This is a genomic window from Roseicyclus mahoneyensis, assembly GCF_003148775.1.
In the GTDB taxonomy this organism is placed as follows: Bacteria; Pseudomonadota; Alphaproteobacteria; order Rhodobacterales; family Rhodobacteraceae; genus Roseicyclus; species Roseicyclus mahoneyensis.
Genome location: NZ_QGGW01000001.1, coordinates 907,332 through 924,205, shown reverse-complemented (window position 1 = coordinate 924,205; position 16,874 = coordinate 907,332). Strand labels below are relative to the sequence as shown.

The window sequence follows — 16,874 nt, the reverse complement described above, 5'->3', positions numbered from 1 at the left end:
GCCGCAAGCATGGGCAGGCCGGCTTTGAAATCTGCCCGTAATTTGGGCATAGGCGCTGTGCCTCTGTGCGTTTTTCGGCCCGAACAGGGCGCGCGCGGCAATCTTGCATCGTCCCCGGCGCCCGGCCCGGCTAGCGTCGGCCCGAGACCGCCAGCCAAGGACCAAAGCATGCCCACCCGCATTTCCCGCGCCACCTATGCCGACATGTATGGCCCCACCACCGGCGACCGCGTGCGTCTGGCCGATACCGACCTGATCATCGAGGTTGAGCGTGACCTGACCGCGCTGAATGTGGGGGCTGCGATGAGCGGCGGCACTGGCGCGAATGCAGCGGTCTACGGCGAGGAGGTCAAGTTCGGCGGCGGCAAGGTTATCCGCGATGGCATGGGCCAGAGCCAGCGCACAAGGGCCGAGGGCGCGGTGGATACCGTCATCACCAATGCGCTGATCGTGGACCATTCAGGTATCTACAAGGCCGATGTCGGCCTGCGAGACGGCCGCGTCCACGCCATCGGCAAGGCGGGCAACCCCGACACGCAACCCGGCGTCGACATTGTCATCGGGCCGGGGACCGAGGCCATCGCGGGCGAGGGGCGCATCCTGACGGCGGGCGGGTTTGACAGCCACATCCATTTCATCTGCCCCCAGCAGATCGAGGATGCGCTGCATTCGGGCCTGACCACGATGCTGGGCGGCGGCACCGGCCCCGCGCATGGCACGCTGGCCACCACCTGCACGCCGGGGCCGTGGCATCTGGGGCGCATGATGCAGGCGGCCGATGCCTTTCCGATGAACCTTGCCTTTGCGGGCAAGGGCAATGCCTCGCGCCCCGCAGCACTGGTCGAGATGATCGAGGCGGGGGCCTGCGCGCTGAAACTGCACGAGGATTGGGGCACCACGCCCGGCGCCATCGATTGCTGCCTGTCCGTGGCCGAGGACATGGACATTCAGGTCATGATCCACACCGACACGCTGAACGAATCGGGCTTTGTGGAAAACACGCTCGCGGCCATCGGTGACCGCTGCATCCATGCCTTCCACACCGAGGGCGCGGGCGGCGGCCATGCGCCCGACATCATGAAGGTGGTGGGCTTCCAGAACATCTTGCCAAGTTCGACCAACCCCACGATGCCCTACACGGTCAACACGCTCGAGGAACATCTCGACATGCTGATGGTCTGCCATCACCTCGACCGGTCGATCCCGGAGGACGTGGCCTTTGCCGAGAGCCGCATCCGCAAGGAAACCATCGCCGCAGAGGATATCTTGCACGACATGGGCGCGTTTTCCGTCATGGCGTCGGACAGTCAGGCCATGGGCCGGGTGGGCGAGGTCATCATCCGCACATGGCAGACGGCCGACAAGATGAAGAAGCAGCGCGGGCGTTTGCCTGAGGAGACGGGCGACAACGACAATGCCCGCGTGAAACGCTACATCGCCAAATACACCATCAACCCGGCCATCGTGCATGGCATCTCGCGCCACATCGGCAGCATCGAGGTTGGCAAGCGCGCCGATCTGGTCTTGTGGAACCCGGCCTTTTTCGGGGTAAAGCCCGAGATGGTGCTGATCGGCGGCACCATTGCGGTGGCGCAGATGGGCGACCCCAACGCCTCGATTCCGACCCCGCAACCGGTCTACAGCCGCCCGATGTGGGGCGCTTATGGCCGGTCGGTGGAACGGTCTTCGGTCACCTTTGTCAGCGGGGCGGCGCAAGCGGGCGACATTCGCGGGCAGTTGGGGCTGGCCAAGGACACGTTGCCGGTCGAGGGCATAAGGGGCATCCGCAAGCGCGACCTGATCCACAACAACGCCACCCCCCATGTCGAGGTCCATCCCGAGACCTACGAGGTGCGCGCGAACGGTGAATTGCTGACCTGCGCGCCTGCAACGGAGTTGCCGATGGCGCAGCGGTACTTCATGTATTGAGCCAGGCGCAGTCGCAGGGAGTATGCGGGCGATGATACGGCGTGTAGGTGCGATTTTGGCGGGCGGCGTGATGCTCGCGGTGGTGACAGGGGTGGTGACGGGCGCGGCGGCGCAGGGCATCTGCCCCACGGGCGTGGCGCGCGACGGGGTGTGGTTCGATTTCCCGGACCGCTCCGTTCTGACGCGGGTCTTGTCGGACGGCCGTGTGGAAGAGATCGAGTTCGGCCATGACGGGTCCTATATGTACGTATATCGCGCCCTCCCCATCGGCCTCGTGGTGGAGAGCTGGTCGATCGAGAACGGCTATGCCCCCAGAAACGAGGAAGAGACAGTTTCCTTTCTCGGCACGCCCAACCCGGTGCCTGATCCCATGGCGGGCGTGCGCTATGACGGCATCTCCACTTTGCGCTTCGGTGACGGATCGGAGTCGCGGGCGACGGTGAACGTGGTGGTAGGTGAGGCGCGGACGGTCGACATCGGCGGCTGCAGCTACACCGCCCATGACGTCGCGGTGACGCGCGTGGACCTTGACGGGGGCTTGCCGCAGAATGACGCCATGCTGTTCCTGCCCGACCTTGCGGTCACGCTCTTTCTGGGGTTTTCGGAGGGGGACGTGCCACCCGAGGATGCGCTGCCGCTGTCGGTGTCGCTGACGCCGCCGCGACCGCCGGGCGAGGCGGGCGGCGGGCTTGGGGCGGGCGCGGGCGTGTTGCCGCCACCGCTGCCCCAATTGGGCGGGGGTGCGGAGCAGAAATGATCGGCGCCGCCGGGCGCGCGGCCGCAAAGGATGGGCGATGAGCGATGACATGACGGCAGGGCGGGTGCACCGGGCCGGAGACTGGCCGGGGGCGGCCGATGACAGGCTCGTGCTGGATTACGAGGGGCGGTTTGTGCGGCGCAAGCGGCTGGTGCTCGCCTCGGGTGAGGGGCTGATGGTCGATCTGCCCGAGACGGTCTCGCTTGCGGCGGGCGACGCGCTGGAGACGGCGGAGGGCCGGATCATCGAGGTTGTCGCGGCCCCCGAACCCCTGCTGCGTGTCACCGGTGATCTGACCCGTCTGGCCTGGCATATCGGCAACCGCCACACGCCCTGCCAGATCGCGGGCGATCACCTGTTGATCCGCGCCGACCATGTGCTGGCCGACATGCTGGCCCGGCTGGGCGCCACGGTCGAGGCGGTCATGGGCCCCTTCACGCCCGAGGGCGGGGCCTATGGGCATGGCCGCACCCATGGTCATGACCATGGTGCGAGCGAGGATCACCCGCATGACGCATCCCACGGGCGGTCGCATGGCCCCGCACAGGAGCACGTGCACGACCACCATGACCACCCCCACCATCCCGCGACCAAGGGCTGATGCGCGACGCCGACCTGCTCAAGCTGACGCAATGGCTGTCGCCGGGGTTTCCGGTCTCCTCCTATGCGTATTCCCATGGGCTGGAGGCCGAGGTCGACGGGGGCCGCGTGGGCTGCGCGCGCGACCTGGAGGATTGGGTGGCGGCGGTTCTGGCGGCGGGCGCCGGGCGCAGCGATACGATCTTGTTGCTGGCCGCCCGGCGCGGCACGCAGGGCCCGGAGGCCTTGAGCGATCTGGCCTGCGCGCTGGCCGGCTCGCGCGAGCGTCTCGAAGAGACCAAGGCGCAGGGCCGTGCACTGGCCGAGACACTGGCGGCGCTGGGCGTGGGCGACGGTGTCGCGCGCCCCTATCCGGTGACGCTGGGGCTGGCCGCGCGCAGGCTTGACCTGCCCGACGGGCTTGTGGCGCGGCTTTATCTGCAGGCCTTTGCCGGCACTCTGGTCTCGGCCGCCGTGCGATTTGTTCCGCTGGGGCAGGCCGAGGGTCAGCGTGTGCTGGCCGCGCTTCATCCGGTGATCGAGCGCGTCGCGGCCGAAGGCTTGGTGGCGGGGCTGGAGGGGATCGGCACGGGTGTTTTCGGGGCGGATCTGGCGGCGATGCGGCACGAGAGCCTTGAGGTGCGGATCTTCCGGACCTGAGGTTCGGCTGTGAGCGGATGGGGGAAGAGGGGGCTCTGCCCCCGTCGCGTTCCGCGACTCCCCCGGGATATTTTGGAAACGAAGACGGGGACGCGGGGTACGCGTTAACCTTAACGGGATGTGAAGGAGGCGACACGATGGGCAGCGCGAACGGACCCTTGCGGGTGGGGATCGGCGGGCCGGTGGGGGCGGGCAAGACCACCCTGACCGAGAAACTGTGCCGTGCGATGGCCGCCGAGTTTTCGGTCGCGGTCATCACCAACGACATCTACACCTCCGAGGATGCGGAGTTCTTGCTGCGCGCACAGGTCCTGCCCGCCGACCGGATCATGGGGGTCGAGACAGGCGGCTGTCCACATACCGCGATCCGCGAGGATGCCTCGATCAATCTGGCCGCCGTGGCGGAGTTCCGTGCCCGCATCCCCGATCTGGACGTGATCTTCATCGAATCAGGCGGCGACAATCTGGCGGCGACCTTTTCGCCGGAACTGGCCGACATCACGCTTTACGTCATCGACACGGCCGCCGGGCAAGACATCCCGCGCAAGAAAGGGCCGGGGGTGACGCGGTCGGATTTCCTGATCGTCAACAAGATCGATCTTGCGCCTCATGTCGGCGTCGATCCGGTGCTGCTGGAGAGCGACGCGCGCGCTGCCCGTGGCGAACGGCCTTTCGTCATGGCCTCGCTCCGGCAAGGGCAAGGCGTAGCCGAAGTGGTGGGTTTTCTCAAACAGGCGGGCGGCTTATGAGGCGAGCGTCGCTGCCAGATCGGCAAAGCGCGTCTCGCCGGTGACATCGGCGGCATAGTCCGCGATGCGGCGCGCGCGGTCGAACTGGCCTTGGCTCTGGGCGGTTTGCGCCAGACGCCACAGATAGGCGGGATCGGCGCGGCGCACCGGGCGGATCAGCTCGGCGACGCGCGCCCGCGTCAGCCGTCCGTTGGCCAGCGCCCGCAACATGGGCACGAGCAGCCCGCCGGCGGCCACCAGCTGATGGGGCGCAGGCCCGGCGAAGCGCAGGGCTGCATGGGTGATCTGCGCGCCCCGGAACTGGGCCGCATGGGCCGCGGAGGCGGGATCTGTCGGGTCGAACAAGATGACCACGTCGCGCGCGGCCGCGACAAGGCTGGGCGCGTCACCGTAGCGGCTGAAATCGCGGATGCGGTCGCGGCGGAAGCGGCGGTCAAAGCCCGCGCGCTCGGGGTCGAGCGTGGCCACGGGCGCCGAGACCAGAACCGACGCGCCCGGCGCGGCCGAGGCATAGGCGCAGGCGGCATGCCCGTTGGCGGGGCCGAAGCCCAGAAAGATCACCTGTGCGAAACTGTCGAAGAATCCGCTCGCGGCCAGCGTGTCGAAAAACGCCATCACATCATGCGACCGGAACCAGCTGTCGCCGGTCGACAGGATCGACAGCAGCGACCATTCACGTTTCTGCACCGCCTCGAAGCCCGGCGGCAGGCCGTCGGGTTCCTCGGAATAGACCCGTGTTGCACGGTCGAAGCTCACCACCAGCGTGTCGCCCTCCTGCACGAAGAGCGCGAGGGCCTCGCTGCCCACCCGCTCGAAGAACCCGTGGTTGCGCCCGATGTCCGCCAGCCGCGAGAGCCAGTCGGCACGGCCGGGACTGGCAGCGGCAGTGGTCCGGGTGGGGAGAGGGGCAAGGGTCATCTTGGACTCGCGGCGTCGAAAGGGTGTCTGTGCGGGACATGTCGCGGCGCACTGTGTCAAAGAAGGGAAATTGCGGCGGCGTTTCAAGGGGATTTGGTTGCTGATCCGTAAACGAACTGATGCCGCATCCGTGGCTCGGCCCTTGACCGCTATTGGTCGGGCGGGGTTGATGGGGCAGATCACACGACGGCAGGCGGAGGCATTGGCGCAATGAATTCGATCGACGAGGTGCAGGCGGGCCTTGCCGCGCAGGGCTATGTCTGCGGTCGGGCGCTGGCCACGGTGGTGTTCTTGTCGCTGCGCCTTGGTCGCCCGCTGTTTTTGGAAGGCGAGGCTGGCACCGGCAAGACCGAGATAGCCAAGGCGATTGCGGCGGCGTTGGGGCGGCGGCTGATCCGATTGCAATGCTACGAGGGGCTGGATGCCTCGAGCGCCGTTTACGAATGGAATTTCGCGGCGCAGATGGTGGCGATCCGCGCCGCCGAGGCGGATGGGTCCGCCGACAAGGATGTGCTAAAGCGCGATCTCTTTTCGGGCGATTACCTGATCGAGCGGCCGCTGTTGCAGGCCATGCGCCCCGATGCGGGCGGCGCGCCGGTGCTGCTCATCGACGAGATCGACCGCACCGACGAGCCCTTCGAGGCCTTCTTGCTGGAAGCGCTGAGCGATTATCAGGTGACGATCCCGGAACTGGGCACGATCCGCGCGCCCGAGCCGCCGATCGTGATCCTGACCTCGAACCGCACGCGCGAGGTGCATGACGCGCTGAAACGGCGCTGTCTGTATCATTGGGTCGATTACCCCGATCTGGAGCGTGAACTGGCCATCCTCAAGGCCCGCGTGCCCGAGGCCGCGGATGCCCTGAGCCGCGCAGTGGTGGGCTTTGTCCAGCAGCTTCGGACCGAGGACCTGTTCAAGCGCCCCGGCGTGGCGGAAACGATCGACTGGGCCAAATGCCTTCTGGCGCTCGACGTGCTGGAGCTTTCGCCCGAGGTCATCGCCGACACGCTGGGCGCAATCCTGAAGTATCAAGACGATATTCAGCGCCTGCAGGGCTCCGAGGCCAAACGTATCCTCGACCGGCTGGCGGCAGAGGTGCCGACCTGACACGTCTTGGTAGGGTTTTCCCGCCAAGGTGCGTCTTTTCTTTGACAGCTCGCGAGGGACGGGAGTTAATTTCGAGGCGACAACAACTTGACCATTGGGGATTGATGATGGCACGTCTCAAGCTTTTTATTGCCGCGGTTTTCGCGGTGCTTGTCTTTACCGGGGCACAAACAGGCGGCGCGTCCGCGCAGGCCTGCCCGTCGTGGAACAACCCGACCGTGTTTGGGTCGGCCACTCTTAACGGGGGGTTCTTGCCTGACCCCTATGTGCGCAACCTGACCGCGGGCGGTCGGGTCAGCCTTGCGGCCTGCACCAACGGTCAGTGGAGCGGCTGGGTCGTGACGCGCCCCGACTTCCGCCTGTTTTACAACGGCCGTTCGCCGACAGGTCGGCTGACCTTCGCGCTCGAGGCGCGATCGAACGTCGACACTGTCTTGCTGGTCAACGCGCCTGACGGGTCGTGGCATTACAATGACGATTACCGCGGCTTCAACTCGGCTGTGGTGTTCAACAACCCGATGTCGGGCCAGTATGACGTCTGGACCGGCAGTTACCATCAGTCGTCCAACAACCCGGCTCAGCTGATCATCACCGAGTACAACTACTGATCGCAGCAAGGCTTGCCGGAGCCCGCCCCCGATGCGTGTCGCACCGGGGGCAGGTCGCGCCCTGAAGCGCTGCTTGACCGGCGCGGGCTTGGGCTGTCTTGATGGGGTATGGCCGAACATGCCCCCCTTAGCTTGCCTGACGATCCGCAACTGGTGACCAACATCACCCATTTTGCCCGTGCCCTGCGCGTGGCTGGATTGCCTGCGGGGCCGGGGCGGGTGGCCGATGCGATCCGCGCGGTCGAGGCCGCGGGCTTTACCAATCGCGCTGATTTCTACCACACGCTGATGGCCTGTTTCGTGTCGCGCCCTGAACACCGGGCGCTTTATGACCAGCTCTTTCGGCTCTATTGGCGCGATCCGCGGTATCTCGAACACATGATGTCGATCTTGACGCCGCAGGTGCGCGGCGTGGCCGAGGAGCGGCAGTTGCGCCCCGCCGAAAAGCGCGCTGCCGAGGCGCTGCTGCATGGGGTGGACCGCGATGTGCCCGACATTCCCGAGCCCAAGGATCAAGGCACCGAGATCGAAATCGACGCGAGCCTGACCATGAGCCGAGAGGAACGGCTCAAGACGCTGGATTTCGAACAGATGTCGCTGGCCGAGATGGCCGAGGCGAAACGCATCATCGCCCGGCTGTCGCTGGCCGTGCCGCCTCTGAAAAGCCGCCGCACCATGGCCGCACCGCGCGGCGCGCTGCCCGATTGGCGGCGCACGATGCGGGCGGGCCTGTCGCGTGGCGGCGAGATGACGGATTTTGCCCGCAAGGCGCGGCGCACCCGCTGCCCGGCGCTGGTGGCCTTGTGCGACATTTCGGGGTCGATGTCGTCCTATTCGCGCGCGGTGCTGCATTTCCTGCACGCGGTCGCCAATGAAAAAGGGGCGGGCTGGGCGCGGGTGCATGCCTTCACCTTCGGCACGCGGTTGACCAACATAACCCGGCATTTGTCGCAAAGGGACGTGGATGCGAGCCTCAAGGCCGCAGGCGCCGAGGCGCAGGATTGGGAGGGTGGCACCCGAATCGCCAGCTGCCTCGAGACGTTCAACCGCGACTGGTCGCGACGCGTGTTGGGGCAGGGCGCGGTCGTGCTCATCATCACCGACGGGCTGGACCGCGACGCACCGCAAAGGCTGGAGCGCGCGATGGAACGGCTGCACCTGTCGGCGCGCCGGGTGATCTGGGTCAATCCCCTGTTGCGGTGGGAGGGGTTCGCGCCCAAGGCGGCGGGCATCCGCGCTATGCTGCCCCATGTCGACACGTTCCGCGCGGGCCATAACATCGCAGCCCTCGAAGGTCTGGCCGAGGCACTTTCGCGCCCCGGTGACGTCGGCGAAAAGGCGCGGCTCTTGGCAATGTTGCGCTGATTGCGCCGGTTGCGGTGCGATGTAATTGGTTAACATCGCGGTTCCGATCATACATTGGCCACCATTCATGGCCCTGTCCAATAGATCGAGTCCCCTTATGCGCCGTACCTTCCGCACCACCACCGCTCTTGTCGCCAGCCTGTCCATCGTTGCAAGCCATCTGCCCCTGATCGCGATCGCGCAGGAGTTCGATGCCAGCCAATGCCTGGTCGGCGAGGATGAGGCGACCTGCCTTGCCCGCCTGCTCGTAGAGGGCGCAGCGGCCCCACCGCCCCTAGACGCCACTGCCGAAGCGGCACGTCTGGCCGAGGAAGCGGCGGCCACTGAGGCTGCACGTCTGGCCGAAGAGGTGGCGGCGACTGAGGCTGCACGTCTGGCCGAAGAGGCGGCGGCGACTGAGGCGGCACGTCTGGCCGAGGAGGCGGCGGCGACTGAGGCTGCACGTCTGGCCGAAGAGGCGGCGGCGACTGAGGCTGCACGTCTGGTCGAAGAGGCGGCGGCGACTGAGGCTGCACGTCTGGCCGAGGAGGCGGCGGCGGCCGAAGCTGCACGTCTGGTCGAAGAGGCGGCGGCGACTGAGGCTGCACGTCTGGCCGAGGAGGCGGCGGCGGCCGAAGCTGCACGTCTGGCCGAAGAAGCAACGGACGCCGAAGCAGCGGCGGCCATTCTGGCGGAAGCCCTTGCCGCCGCCGAGGCCGCGCGCCTGGCAGAAGAGGCAGCAGCGGCAGAGGCAGCGCGTCTGGCTGAGGAAGCCGCCGCAGCGGCGGCTGCGCAGGAGGTCACTCCTGATGCCAGGCCGGTCGAGGAAACCTTGGCCGAAGATCCCGCGCCCGTCATACCCGAGGCCATGGTGCCGGAGGCCACGGCAGAAGCACCTGAAGGCGAAACCACCCCCCTTTCGGAAGCGGATGCGCTGGCCGCAGCCCTAGCGGCCGCGGCGGTGGCGGCAGGGCTGATGCCCGAGGAAATCTCGCCCGAGGATCAGGCCGAACTTGCCGCCGCGCAGGAAGCCGCAGCCGCCGCCGAACTGAGGATTGCCGATCCCGTGGACGCTATCGCAGAGGTCGAGGCGCAGATTGCCGCCGAGGCCGAGGCCAGCGAGGCGGCGCTGCAATCGCTGGCGCTGATGCCCGAGGCCGCACCCTCCAGCGAGGTCGTGACCGAAGTCATCACCGAGGAGACTGCCCGCCAGTCCGACGAGGATTTCGGGGCCATCGTCACCTCGGAACCGGCTGCCCCTGCCAACACCGCCGCCGCCGAGGATTCGCGGGATCGCGGCCGGATCGAGGGCGCGATCCTTGGCGGTATCGCGGGGCTTGTCGTGGGCTCCATCCTGTCAGGCAACCGGCAGGTGGTGAACCGCGCCGATGACCGTGTGGTGGTCCTGCGTCCGCAGGGCGACTATCAGGTGATCCGCGACGATGACGCGCTGATGCGCCGCCCCGGCAACGCGGTCGTCACCGAAAGCTTCGCTGACGGATCGTCGCGCAACGTCATCACCCAGCCCGACGGCACGCAGGTCATCACAGTGCGCGGCCCCGACCTGCAGATCCTGCGCCGCACCGTCGTGGCCCCGAATGGCACGCGTACGGTCCTGATCGACGACACGCGTCGGTTCGAACCGGTTCTGGTCTCGCAACTGCCGCAGATCCGGCCGGGTGCGGGGATGGCGGCCGCGGGCACCTCGTCCGATCAGGCGGCGCTGGCGCGTGCGCTGGCGGCGCAGGGGGTATCTGACCGGGGCTTTTCGCTGGCGCAGGTCCGAGGCATCCGCGCTGTGCGTGACCTTGCCCCTGCGGTGAACCTCGAGAATGTCACCTTCGCCAGTGGCTCGGCCGCGATCACCCCCGATCAAGCCGCGCAATTGCTGTCGCTGGGGCGCTTCATGGCCGACGCCATCGCCCGCAACCCCGGCGAGATCTTTCTGATCGAAGGGCACACCGATGCGGTGGGCAGTGCGGCCTTCAATCTTGCGCTCTCGGATCGGCGGGCGGAAACCGTGGCGCTGGCCCTGACCGAGTTCTTCGGCGTGCCACCGCAAAACATGGTGATCCAAGGCTATGGCGAGGAGTTCTTGCTGATCCCGACGCTCGACAATGAACGGCTGAACCGCCGGGTCGCCGTGCGGCGAATCACTGACCTGTTGCGGGTGGCCGCCGCCAACTGACGGGCCCGAGACGGGCGGCCTTTGACAAGCCGCGCCCCCTTCGCCATCGTCGCCCCGAGCGGAGATGGGGGAGGGGGCGCGGATGTCTGACATAGCACTGGAACGCATGCCGGAGCTGGCGCTGGACTGGCACAAGGCCGGGCGCGGCGCGGTGATGGCCACTGTGGTCGAGACATGGGGCTCGGCCCCGCGCGCGGTCGGATCGCAGATGGTCGTATCCGGCGCGGGCGAGATGGAAGGCTCGGTCTCGGGCGGCTGTGTCGAGGGCGCGGTGGTTCTCGAGGCGATGGAGCTGGTCGGCTCGGGCGCGGCGAAACTGCTGGAGTTCGGCGTCTCTGATGACGAGGCTTTTGCCGTCGGTCTGGCCTGCGGCGGGCGCATCCGGGTGTTGGTGGAACCTGTGGGCGGGTCCTTGCCGGTCGCGTTGCTGGAGGATCTGGTGGCGGCGCGTTCGGCGCGTCGTCAGGTCGCCTATGTCGCCGATCTGGAGGGCGGCGCGCGGCGGCTGGCGGGGTTTGCCGATCATCCCGACCGTTTCCGCATGGACCGCTCGGGCGTGGAAGAGGACGGGCGGACCTTCGTCCATGTCCATAACCCGCCGCTCCGGATGCTCATCGTCGGCGCGGTCCATATCGCGCAGGCGCTGGTGCCGATCGCCCGGATCGCCGGCCATGACGTGAGCGTCATCGACCCGCGCCCGGCCTTTGGCGCGGCGGCGCGTTTTCCCGGTGTGGATATCGTAGAAGACTGGCCCGACGAGGCGCTGGCGGCCCTTGGCCTCGATGCCCGCACGGCGGTGGTCACGTTGACCCATGACCCCAAGCTTGACGATCCGGCGATCCGGGCGACGCTGGCGTCGGATGTCTATTACCTCGGCTGTCTTGGCTCATCGCGCACCCATGCCAAGCGCGTTGCGCGGCTGGAGGAGGCAGGGTTCACCCAAGACCAGATCGCGCGCATCCATGCGCCTGTGGGCCTTGATATCGGGGCGCGGGGGCCGGGCGAGATCGCCGTATCGGTGCTGGCCCAGATCACGCAAAGGCTGCGCCGGGGATGAGGTTCGGGAAGGTTGCGGTGGATGAGGCCGAAGGCGCGGTGCTGGCCCATGCCGTACCCGTTCCGGGCGGCAAGCTGAAAAAGGGCCGCGTCCTGTCCGGGGCTGATCTTGCGGCCCTGCGCGCGGCGGGGCTTGCCGATGTGATCGTCGCAAGGCTCGACCCCTGTGACGTGCCCGAGGATGCGGCGGCCGCAAAGCTGGCGGCGGCACTGGTGCCGGACCCCGCGGCGGCGGGATTGCGGCTCGAGGCGCCCTTTACCGGCCGGGTCAATATCCGCGCGACCGGGGCGGGGGTGGTGGCGCTGGATGTGGGGGCGATTGCCCGGCTCAATGACATCGATCCGATGATCACGCTGGCGACCGTGCCGGAATGGCAGCGGGTCGAGGCGGGCATGATGGTCGGCACGGTCAAGATCATCGCCTATGCCGTGCCCGAGACCGCGCTGGCGGCCGCCTGTGCCGTTGGGGCAGGGGCGATGCGGCGGCAGCCGCCCCTGCTGGCCTCGGCTGACCTCATCGTGACCGAGACCGCGCCGGGTGCCGCCGCCGAGGAGGACAAGGGCGTGCGCGCGGTCTGGGCGCGCGTCGCACGGCTGGGTCTGGCGCAAGGGTCCACGCGCATCGTGCCCCATGAGATGGGCGCGGTGGCGCAAGCCATCGCCGGATCGACGGCCGAGATGGTGCTGATCCTGACCGGCTCGGCCACGTCGGACATCGCCGATGTGGTGCCCGCGGGCCTTGTGGCGGCGGGCGGCGCGGTGATCCGCTTTGGGATGCCGGTCGATCCGGGGAACCTTCTGGTGTTGGGCCGGATCGGGACGCGCCCGGTGATCGGGCTGCCGGGCTGCGCGCGTAGCCCCGCGCTGAACGGGGCCGATTGGGTGCTGGAGCGGGTGGCCTGCGGCGTCGCGGTCACTGGGGCGGATATCGCGGCCATGGGGGTGGGCGGCTTGCTCAAGGAAATCCCCACGCGTCCGCAACCGCGGGAGCGTCGCCTCACGCCGCCGTGATCGCCGCGGCGCTCGGTCGCGCCAAAATACCCGTTTGCGTTTCCCGGATTTGGTGATTGGATACCCCCATAACCGAGGGAGGAACTGAATGACCCAGGTGACGATGACCGTGAACGGCAAAGCCGTTTCCGGCGACGTTGAAGGCCGCACCCTGCTGGCCGAATTTCTGCGCGAAAAGCTGCGCCTGACAGGCACACACATCGGCTGCGACACCAGCCAGTGCGGCGCGTGCGTGGTGCATGTGGATGGTCAGGCGATCAAGAGCTGTACGGCACTGGCCGCAGATCTGGACGGCGCAAGCGTCGTGACGATCGAGGGGATGGCGAACCCCGATGGCTCGCTGTCGGTGATCCAGCAGGCGTTTCAGGATCATCACGGGCTTCAGTGCGGCTTTTGCACGCCGGGCATGGTGATGTCGGCCGCCGCCCTGCTCAAGGAAAACCCCAAGCCCACCGAGACCGAGGTGCGCGCCTATCTGGAAGGCAATATCTGCCGCTGCACGGGCTATCACAACATCGTCAAGGCGATCTTGGCTGCCAGCGGGCAGGATGTGAGCGCCATCGCCGCGGAATGACCCCGGTCCGGCCCGCGGAGGAGGCGGGCCGGGCTTGCATATTTCGGGAAAGATGAAGGGGCGGCCAAACGCTCCTGTCCCCGAGGCCCCCTATGGTGGTGGGCCGGGGAGGTGACTTAAGGGAGGACGACCATGCCCAAGGATCATGGGATCGGCGCCAGCAGCAAGCGGCGCGAAGATGTCCGGTTTCTGACCGGACGCGGACGCTACACCGATGACATCAACCTGTACGGCCAGACCTATGTGCATTTCCTGCGCTCGGACGTGGCGCATGGCCGGCTGAACGCGGTCGACACCAGCGCGGCCGAAGCCATGCCGGGGGTGATCCGCATCTTCACCGGCAAGGATTTCGAAGGCGTGGGCGGTCTGCCCTGCGGCTGGCAGGTGACCGACCGTCACGGCCAACCGATGCAGGAGCCGCCGCACCCGGTGCTGGCACAGGGCAAGGTGCGCCATGTGGGTGATCCGATCGCTGCCATCGTGGCCGAGACGCCCGCGCAGGCGCGAAATGCGGCCGAGGCCATCGTGCTCGATATCGAGGAACTGCCCGCCGTCATCGACATGAAGCAGGCGCTGAGCCCCGATGCCCCCAAGGTGCATGACGATCTGACCAGCAACCTGTGCTACGACTGGGGCTTTGTCGAGGATAACAAGGGTGCTGTAGACGAGGCATTCGCCAAGGCCGCCCATGTCACCACGCTGGAACTGGTGAACAACCGCCTTGCGCCCAACGCGATGGAACCGCGCGTGGCTGTGGGCGATTACAACCCCGGCACCGATGACAGCACGCTCTACACCACCAGCCAGAACCCGCATGTGATCCGGCTGCTCATGGGGGCCTTTGTGCTGGGTATCCCCGAGCACAAGCTGCGCGTGGTCGCCCCCGATGTCGGCGGCGGGTTCGGCTCCAAGATCTTCCACTACGCCGAGGAGGCGTTCTGCACCTTTGCCGCCAAGCAGATCAAGCGCCCCGTCAAATGGACCTCGAGCCGGTCCGAGGCCTTCATCAGCGACGCGCATGGCCGCGACCATGTCACCAAGATCGAGCTGGCGCTGGACGGTGACAACAATTTCATGGCGATCCGTACGGAAACCTACGCCAACATGGGGGCGTACCTCTCGACCTTCGCGCCCTCGATCCCGACATGGCTGCATGGCACGTTGATGGCGGGCAACTACAAGACGCCGCTGATCTATGTGAACGTGAAGGCGGTCTTTACCAACACCGTGCCCGTCGATGCCTATCGCGGCGCGGGCCGGCCCGAGGCGACCTTCCAGCTGGAGCGGCTGGTTGACAAGGCGGCGCGTGAACTGGGTGTCGACCCGGTCGATCTGCGGCGGCAGAACTTCATCACCACCTTCCCCTATGCCACGCCCGTGGCGGTGGAATACGACACCGGCGACTACAACGCGACAATGGACCAATTGCTCACGATGATCGACCGCGACGGGTTCGACGCGCGGGCGGCGAAATCCAAGGCCGAGGGCAAGCTGCGCGGGCTTGGCATCAACTGCTACATCGAGGCCTGCGGCATCGCGCCCTCGGCGCTTGTGGGGCAGTTGGGCGCACGGGCGGGGCTCTACGAGAGCGCCACGGTGCGGGTGAATGCCACCGGCGGCATCGTGGTGATGACCGGCTCCCATTCGCACGGGCAGGGGCATGAGACCAGCTTTGCCCAAGTGGTGGCCGACATGATCGGCGTGCCCGAGGCGCAGGTGGAAATCGTGCATGGCGACACCGCAAATACCCCGATGGGCATGGGCACCTATGGCTCGCGCTCCATCGCGGTCGGGGGCTCAGCCATGGTGCGGGCGACCGAGAAGATCATCAACAAGGCCAAGAAGATCGCGGCCCATCTGATGGAAGCCTCCGACAGCGACATCGAGCTGAAGGACGGACAGTTCACTGTCGCAGGCACCGACAAGTCGGTCGCTTGGGGGGATGTGACGCTGGCGGCTTATGTGCCGCACAACTATCCCCTGACCGAGCTGGAACCGGGGCTGGAGGAAACCGCCTTCTACGATCCCAACAACTTCACCTATCCCGCCGGCGCCTATGCCTGCGAGGTGGAGGTGGACCCCGAGACCGGCAAGGTGACCCTTTGCTCCTTTGCCGCCGCCGATGATTTCGGCAATGTCATCAACCCGATGATCGTGTCGGGCCAAGTGCATGGCGGGATCGCGCAGGGCGTGGGTCAGGCGCTTTTGGAAAATGTCAGCTATGACGAGAACGGGCAGCTTCTGTCGGCCAGCTACATGGATTACGCCATGCCGCGCGCCGATGACCTGCCCTTCTATCAGGTCGATCATTCCTGCGTCACGCCCTGCACCCACAACCCGCTGGGCGTGAAGGGCTGCGGCGAGGCGGGGGCGATCGGGTCGCCGCCGGCCATCGTCAACGCGGTGATCGACGCGCTGCACCGGGGGGGCATGACCCATGTCGGCCATATCAACATGCCGCTGACGCCCGCGCGTGTCTGGGCCGCGATGCAGGGCTGAGGGCTTCGGAGGCAGGGGGGCCAGCCCCCCTGACCCCCCGGGATATTTGGAAAACGAAGAAGGGCGGGACCCTTCGGGAGGAACGGATGTACAACTTCGAATTCACGAAACCCGCGACCATCGCCGATGCGGTGGCCGCCCTTGGGCAGGACGATGCGCAGGCGCTGGGCGGCGGACAGACCCTGCTGCCCACGATGAAGCAGCGGCTGGCGTCACCCGGCACGCTGGTCAGCCTCAACGCTATTCCCGAGATGATCGGCGTCTGCGTCAATGACGTGGGCGAGGTCTGCATCGGGGGGGCCACGACCCACGCCGTGGTCGCGCGCGAAGCTGCGGCCAGTTACCCGGCGCTTGCAGCCCTCGCCAGCCATATCGGCGATCCGGCGGTGCGCAACCGCGGCACCATCGGCGGCTCTCTTGCCAACAATGACCCGTCGGCCTGCTATCCTGCGGCGGCTCTGGGGTCAGGGGCCACGATCAAGACCAACCTGCGCGACATCGCGGCGGATGACTATTTCCAGGGCATGTTCGAGACCGCGCTGGAAGATGGCGAGATCATCACCGAGGTCCGTTTCCCGGTGCCGCACAAGGCGAATTACCAGAAATTCGTCCAGCCCGCCTCGCGCTTTGCCTTGGTGGGGGTGTTCGTCGCGAAATACGCGGACGGGGTGCGGGTGGCTGTCACCGGCGCCTCGTCTGAGGGGGTGTTCCGCTGGGCTGAGGCAGAGGCGGCATTGAGCGCCAATTTCTCGAAGTCGGCGGTCGAGGGGCTGGCGGCACCCGAGGGGGCGATGATCTCGGACCTGCATGGAACGGCCGAGTATCGGGCGCATCTGGTCAAGGTGATGACCGGGCGCGCGGTTGCCGCGGCGGGCTGACACTTGTCGGTCATGCA

The 16,874-nt window shown here is 67.1% G+C and carries 15 protein-coding genes; 14 read left to right on the top strand and 1 reads right to left on the bottom strand.

Annotated features, from left to right (window positions below):
• The first annotated feature begins 168 nt into the window (after window positions 1-168).
• The 5 genes from ureC to ureG all read left to right on the top strand — a co-directional run bounded on the left by ureC (window position 169) and on the right by ureG (window position 4,674).
• Window positions 169-1,929, top strand: coding sequence for an urease subunit alpha (gene ureC, locus C7455_RS04525; protein ID WP_109665869.1), 1,761 nt, complete (start codon window positions 169-171; stop codon window positions 1,927-1,929).
• Between the two features lie 31 nt (window positions 1,930-1,960).
• Window positions 1,961-2,686 (top strand): hypothetical protein, encoded by a 726-nt coding sequence (locus C7455_RS04520; protein WP_146199920.1) that lies wholly within the window; start codon window positions 1,961-1,963, stop codon window positions 2,684-2,686.
• A gap of 37 nt (window positions 2,687-2,723) precedes the next feature.
• Window positions 2,724-3,287 carry an urease accessory protein UreE gene (locus C7455_RS04515; RefSeq protein ID WP_170118990.1) on the top strand — a complete coding sequence of 188 codons (564 nt, stop codon included), beginning with the start codon at window positions 2,724-2,726 and terminating at the stop codon, window positions 3,285-3,287.
• The gene (locus tag C7455_RS04510; RefSeq protein WP_109665866.1) at window positions 3,287-3,925 is read left to right on the top strand and encodes an urease accessory protein UreF; all 639 of its coding nucleotides are present in this window, start codon (window positions 3,287-3,289) and stop codon (window positions 3,923-3,925) included. Before C7455_RS04515 ends, C7455_RS04510 begins: the two co-directional genes overlap by 1 nt.
• Before the next feature lie 137 nt (window positions 3,926-4,062).
• Window positions 4,063-4,674 carry an urease accessory protein UreG gene (gene ureG, locus C7455_RS04505; protein ID WP_109665865.1) on the top strand — a complete coding sequence of 204 codons (612 nt, stop codon included), beginning with the start codon at window positions 4,063-4,065 and terminating at the stop codon, window positions 4,672-4,674.
• Here ureG and C7455_RS04500 read toward each other — a convergent pair.
• On the bottom strand, window positions 4,669-5,592 hold the full coding sequence (locus C7455_RS04500) for a phosphoadenosine phosphosulfate reductase (protein WP_109665863.1): 924 nt from the start codon (window positions 5,590-5,592) through the stop codon (window positions 4,669-4,671). The genes ureG and C7455_RS04500 overlap by 6 nt on opposite strands.
• A gap of 210 nt (window positions 5,593-5,802) precedes the next feature.
• On the opposite strand from C7455_RS04500, the gene C7455_RS04495 reads away from it, so the two are divergent.
• The 9 genes from C7455_RS04495 to C7455_RS04455 all read left to right on the top strand — a co-directional run bounded on the left by C7455_RS04495 (window position 5,803) and on the right by C7455_RS04455 (window position 16,857).
• Window positions 5,803-6,699, top strand: coding sequence for an AAA family ATPase (locus C7455_RS04495; protein WP_109665861.1), 897 nt, complete (start codon window positions 5,803-5,805; stop codon window positions 6,697-6,699).
• 104 nt (window positions 6,700-6,803) lie between these two features.
• A complete protein-coding gene (locus tag C7455_RS04490; RefSeq protein WP_109665859.1) occupies window positions 6,804-7,307 on the top strand; it encodes a peptidase S1 in 504 nt (167 codons plus the stop codon).
• A 108-nt stretch (window positions 7,308-7,415) separates the two neighbouring features.
• On the top strand, window positions 7,416-8,672 hold the full coding sequence (locus tag C7455_RS04485; protein ID WP_109665857.1) for a vWA domain-containing protein: 1,257 nt from the start codon (window positions 7,416-7,418) through the stop codon (window positions 8,670-8,672).
• Window positions 8,673-8,769: 97 nt separating this feature from the next.
• On the top strand, window positions 8,770-10,839 hold the full coding sequence (locus C7455_RS20580) for an OmpA family protein (RefSeq protein ID WP_281269397.1): 2,070 nt from the start codon (window positions 8,770-8,772) through the stop codon (window positions 10,837-10,839).
• An 82-nt stretch (window positions 10,840-10,921) separates the two neighbouring features.
• Window positions 10,922-11,896 carry an XdhC family protein gene (locus tag C7455_RS04475; RefSeq protein ID WP_109666182.1) on the top strand — a complete coding sequence of 325 codons (975 nt, stop codon included), beginning with the start codon at window positions 10,922-10,924 and terminating at the stop codon, window positions 11,894-11,896.
• Window positions 11,893-12,906: a molybdopterin-binding protein gene (locus tag C7455_RS04470; RefSeq protein WP_109665854.1), complete on the top strand. Its 1,014-nt coding sequence runs from the start codon at window positions 11,893-11,895 to the stop codon at window positions 12,904-12,906. The genes C7455_RS04475 and C7455_RS04470 overlap by 4 nt, the downstream gene beginning before the upstream one ends.
• 88 nt (window positions 12,907-12,994) lie before the next feature.
• Entirely contained in the window at window positions 12,995-13,480 is a 486-nt protein-coding gene (locus C7455_RS04465) for a (2Fe-2S)-binding protein (protein WP_109665852.1), read from the top strand.
• Window positions 13,481-13,612: 132 nt separating this feature from the next.
• The gene (locus C7455_RS04460) at window positions 13,613-15,979 is read left to right on the top strand and encodes a xanthine dehydrogenase family protein molybdopterin-binding subunit (RefSeq protein WP_109665851.1); all 2,367 of its coding nucleotides are present in this window, start codon (window positions 13,613-13,615) and stop codon (window positions 15,977-15,979) included.
• An 86-nt stretch (window positions 15,980-16,065) separates the two neighbouring features.
• Window positions 16,066-16,857 carry an FAD binding domain-containing protein gene (locus C7455_RS04455; RefSeq protein ID WP_109665849.1) on the top strand — a complete coding sequence of 264 codons (792 nt, stop codon included), beginning with the start codon at window positions 16,066-16,068 and terminating at the stop codon, window positions 16,855-16,857.
• Window positions 16,858-16,874 lie beyond the last annotated feature (17 nt).

Bases quoted from the DNA above. Each gene is read 5' to 3' on its own strand.
- C7455_RS20580 (WP_281269397.1), top strand. From the start codon at position 8,770: ATGCGCCGTACCTTCCGCACCACCACCGCTCTTGTCGCCAGCCTGTCC.
- C7455_RS04510 (WP_109665866.1), top strand. From the start codon at position 3,287: ATGCGCGACGCCGACCTGCTCAAGCTGACGCAATGGCTGTCGCCGGGG.
- ureC (WP_109665869.1), top strand. From the start codon at position 169: ATGCCCACCCGCATTTCCCGCGCCACCTATGCCGACATGTATGGCCCC.
- C7455_RS04500 (WP_109665863.1), bottom strand. From the start codon at position 5,592: ATGACCCTTGCCCCTCTCCCCACCCGGACCACTGCCGCTGCCAGTCCC.
- C7455_RS04475 (WP_109666182.1), top strand. From the start codon at position 10,922: ATGTCTGACATAGCACTGGAACGCATGCCGGAGCTGGCGCTGGACTGG.
- C7455_RS04520 (WP_146199920.1), top strand. From the start codon at position 1,961: ATGATACGGCGTGTAGGTGCGATTTTGGCGGGCGGCGTGATGCTCGCG.
- C7455_RS04495 (WP_109665861.1), top strand. From the start codon at position 5,803: ATGAATTCGATCGACGAGGTGCAGGCGGGCCTTGCCGCGCAGGGCTAT.
- C7455_RS04485 (WP_109665857.1), top strand. From the start codon at position 7,416: ATGGCCGAACATGCCCCCCTTAGCTTGCCTGACGATCCGCAACTGGTG.
- C7455_RS04455 (WP_109665849.1), top strand. From the start codon at position 16,066: ATGTACAACTTCGAATTCACGAAACCCGCGACCATCGCCGATGCGGTG.
- ureG (WP_109665865.1), top strand. From the start codon at position 4,063: ATGGGCAGCGCGAACGGACCCTTGCGGGTGGGGATCGGCGGGCCGGTG.
- C7455_RS04460 (WP_109665851.1), top strand. From the start codon at position 13,613: ATGCCCAAGGATCATGGGATCGGCGCCAGCAGCAAGCGGCGCGAAGAT.
- C7455_RS04470 (WP_109665854.1), top strand. From the start codon at position 11,893: ATGAGGTTCGGGAAGGTTGCGGTGGATGAGGCCGAAGGCGCGGTGCTG.
- C7455_RS04490 (WP_109665859.1), top strand. From the start codon at position 6,804: ATGATGGCACGTCTCAAGCTTTTTATTGCCGCGGTTTTCGCGGTGCTT.
- C7455_RS04515 (WP_170118990.1), top strand. From the start codon at position 2,724: ATGAGCGATGACATGACGGCAGGGCGGGTGCACCGGGCCGGAGACTGG.
- C7455_RS04465 (WP_109665852.1), top strand. From the start codon at position 12,995: ATGACCCAGGTGACGATGACCGTGAACGGCAAAGCCGTTTCCGGCGAC.